At 49.0% G+C, this 3,517-nt stretch carries 3 protein-coding genes; 2 read left to right on the top strand and 1 reads right to left on the bottom strand.

Annotated features, from left to right (window positions below; genetic code table 11):
* The first annotated feature begins 402 nt into the window (after positions 1–402).
* Both GPL15_RS04800 and rbsK read left to right on the top strand, forming a co-directional pair.
* A complete protein-coding gene (locus GPL15_RS04800) occupies positions 403–1,974 on the top strand; it encodes a hypothetical protein (protein ID WP_215696531.1) in 1,572 nt (523 codons plus the stop codon).
* A 182-nt stretch (positions 1,975–2,156) separates the two neighbouring features.
* Positions 2,157–3,068 (top strand): ribokinase, encoded by a 912-nt coding sequence (gene rbsK, locus GPL15_RS04795; RefSeq protein ID WP_215696530.1) that lies wholly within the window; start codon positions 2,157–2,159, stop codon positions 3,066–3,068.
* A gap of 107 nt (positions 3,069–3,175) precedes the next feature.
* Here the strand turns inward: rbsK and GPL15_RS04790 are convergent.
* A partial coding sequence (locus GPL15_RS04790) for a ferritin family protein (RefSeq protein ID WP_275950457.1) occupies positions 3,176–3,517 on the bottom strand: 342 nt, incomplete at its 5' end.

Here is a 3,517-nt window from a genome sequence, read left to right as displayed (position 1 = left end):
TTCATAATTCGTTTCTCCTTTTCTTCTATATGATGTTTTGATTTATTAATAATAGTAATTGTTACTGATATTAATATAAAGCATTTAGAGCGAAATGTCAATACCTTTTTGAAAAAAATATTTTGTTATCCTTTTGAAAAATATTTCATTAATCGTTACTGTTCCTATCAGTACAGACAGGTCTGCCTGTTTACTGCGAAGACCGCACGAAACCATGGTGTCTGCAGGAATCCGGCCCCCCGGCGCAGGCGGGTTCAATGGGCTGGATGCGTTCAGATGACAGGAAAAATGATACTATTTATGATGGAAACCTTACGAATCTGTTAACTGAATTGACGCTCCCGGAGGGGACGGGTATAATAAAAAGTAACTGAAATAGTCTATGACTGGATAGGAGAGATTATGAGACATTTATGGCATGGGGGCAGATATCTGGCTGCTGCGCTGACGGCGGCTTTTTTCATAGGATGTTTTCCATCCGGCGGGCTTTTGGCGGCGGAAGCAGGCAGTGAATCAGAGAGCGTACCTTCGCCTTCTTCATTTTCTGCGGAACAGGAGAGCACGGCTTCCGATACCGGAGAGTGGGAAAGCGCAGTGCCGGTTGGTAAAATAGAAGATCTGATGGAAGGTATAAAAAAAGCTGAAAAAGCGCCTGTAGTCATGAAATTAGTCCAGGATATTGTTATCAATACCCGTGTGGAATGGCCGCAGACCAATCATCCGGTGACCATTTTGACCGGGAAACAGTCAGACCTTAATTTGGCTAACCGGAAGCCTGAATACAGGTTCCGGGTTATAAAAGACGGCAGCCTGAAAATAGATAATACCAATCTGGTGATCAAGGGGACGGGGCCGGTGATTGTGGCCGAAAATGAAGGCATTTTCATCCCTGTAAATGGGGAGATACGGCTTTATGAAGATGGACAGGAAGGAATCGTAATAAATAAAGGCGGCATTTACCAGAACCAGAGCAAAGTTTTTAAAATGAACGGAACCGTCAGGAATGAAAATGTGGAGATCCCCGATCCCACAAAGCCTACGGAAACCCAGCCGGAAACGACGCAGCCGCCGGTAATCAAACCGGAGGAGGAGGTTATCTGCCTGCTGACAACGGAATTGATCAGTGTGGACAGCCAGATTGCGGAGATCCGTCTCTCTGTACCGGAAGTGCCCCATGATACGAAGGAACTCTATGTCTATTACAGTAAGGATAAGGAAAAATGGGAAAAGGTTTACTGGCTGGATGATACGGTGGCAGGAGATCCGAAAGAAGTGAAGAACTTTGTGACGGAAACCCAGAGAGTTCCGCCTTATACCTATATTCCGTATGAACATATTTTTGAAGAATACGGCGTTCAGGATAAGATTTACCTCAAAATTCAGATCATAGGCCCATCCCGGTCCGGAATGAGCACGGTAGCGGATGTGGATTTAAAGGATTATAAAGGGAACCAGGGAGGAACCTCCGGCGGAGGAATGCAGTTTGGCGGAGGCGGCAGCTATGGAGGGAGTTACGGCGGAAGTTATGGCGGTTTCGGAGGAAGCTATGGAGGCGGGAGCTACACAGGGGGATCCGGCTCCGGCACAACAGAGAGCAGCGGAGCAGATGACGGGCTTCCGGTGATCTTCTTTTCCGCGACCGCGCCTTATTGGGGAAATGAATCCAGGAAGGCAGAAACCAGTCCGGATGTAAAAAGCGGGACAGGTGAAGAACGTCCGGACGAAACAGAAGGTGCAACGGACATGACGGAAGAGTCGGAGACTTCTTATGAGGAAAGCAGCCCATTCCGGGAAGAGTTTACGGAAAAAGGCATTGATAACGGCGGCGTCCGGTGGGAAGTCTCAGAGCCAAAAACTGAGGCCGTCCGTCCCCAGGAAGAGGGACAGAAGAGACCGGTTCCTGTATTCCTGTTTCTGGGAGCCGTGCTCCTACTGGTCATTGGATTGATTGTACGGGGCAGAATGAAAGGGTAAAGAAGAACGAAGTGGGTATGGTGTGAAAAAATCCTGGCGGTTTAATTTTCACATCCAAATATGTGACGGAGCCATAAACTTAAATTAAAGTTGGGAATCTGAAATTCTTAGCGCACGTCAGCGTAACTTAATGTTTACATGACGTAATGTTAGCGCTAAATGCTCCGGAATGGAGGTATTTTATGAATGAAATGATAGTGGTTGCAGGCAGTCTTAATATGGATATGGTCACTCATGTGGATCATATCCCCAGAGCCGGGGAAACCATCTTAGGCGGGGACGCTAAGATGGTTCCAGGGGGAAAAGGGGCAAACCAGGCATATGCGGCAGGAAAACTGGGAGGCCGGGTGGTCATGCTGGGAGCGGCAGGAACCGATTCTTCCGGAGATCAGATGGTAAATAATCTGAACACAGTCCGGGTGGACACCAGCCGTATACAAAGGAGCGGGCAGGTTACTTCCGGAGCGGCCTGGATCTGCGTCAACTCGGAGGGCAACAATGCAATTGTGGTCATTCCCGGGGCGAATCAATGCTGCGATGCCAGTTATATAAGGGAAAACAGGCAGGTTATTGAGGACTGCGGCTATCTGCTGGTTCAGCTTGAGATTCCCATGGAGGCGGCTGTGGAGGCGATTTCCATTGCCCATGGAGCGGGCCGGTATGTGATCCTCAATCCTGCCCCCGGACGGGACGATATTCCACGGGAGATTTTCAGGATGGTGGATCTGATCACACCCAACGAGACGGAATTGTTCCAGCTAACCGGTGAAAGCGCATCGGGAACCAGTATGGAAGAGATTGAGCGTCAGGCTCAGAAAGTGCTGGAGCTGGGAGTGGGAAAGGTTTTAGTCACTTTGGGAGAGAAAGGCAGCCTGTTGGTCGGCCCGGAAGGTAAAAAACGGTTTGAAGCGCCCCGCGTGAAGGCTGTGGATACGACAGCGGCAGGGGACTGTTTTAACGGAGCGCTGGCGGTCCGGCTGGCTGAAGGGGCGGGCCTGGAAGACGCGGTCCGGTTTGCAGGAGCTGCGTCCGCGATTGCCGTACAGCGTGAAGGAGCCCAGACTTCCATTCCTGACCGGAGTGAAATCGAATAGCAAAAGACATCGGATGCGGGAGGAAGAACATGCATCCGATGTCTTTTTAATTAGAGTTCATTTAAATAATAAGAGATTAATCAGGAGGGGCAAATTTAATTAAGAGATTAAGCGAAGTATCTCTTTAACAGGCCTTCAAATGCTTTTCCATGACGGGCTTCATCTCTGGCCATCTCATGTACTGTGTCATGGATTGCATCCAGGTTAGCGGCTTTTGCGCGTTTCGCCAGGTCAAATTTACCGGCAGTAGCTCCGTTTTCAGCAGCAACTCTCAGCTCCAGGTTCTTCTTGGTGCTGTTTGTCACGCACTCGCCTAACAATTCAGCGAACTTGGAAGCGTGTTCAGCCTCTTCATAAGCAGCTTTTTCGTAGTATAAGCCGATTTCAGGATATCCTTCTCTGTGGGCAACTCTTGCCATAGCCAGATACATGCCGACTTCGGAACACTC

The organism is Clostridium sp. MCC353 (assembly GCF_018785315.1).
Lineage (GTDB): Bacteria > Bacillota > Clostridia > Lachnospirales > Lachnospiraceae > CHH4-2.
This window is presented reverse-complemented; position numbering and strand designations above follow the sequence as displayed.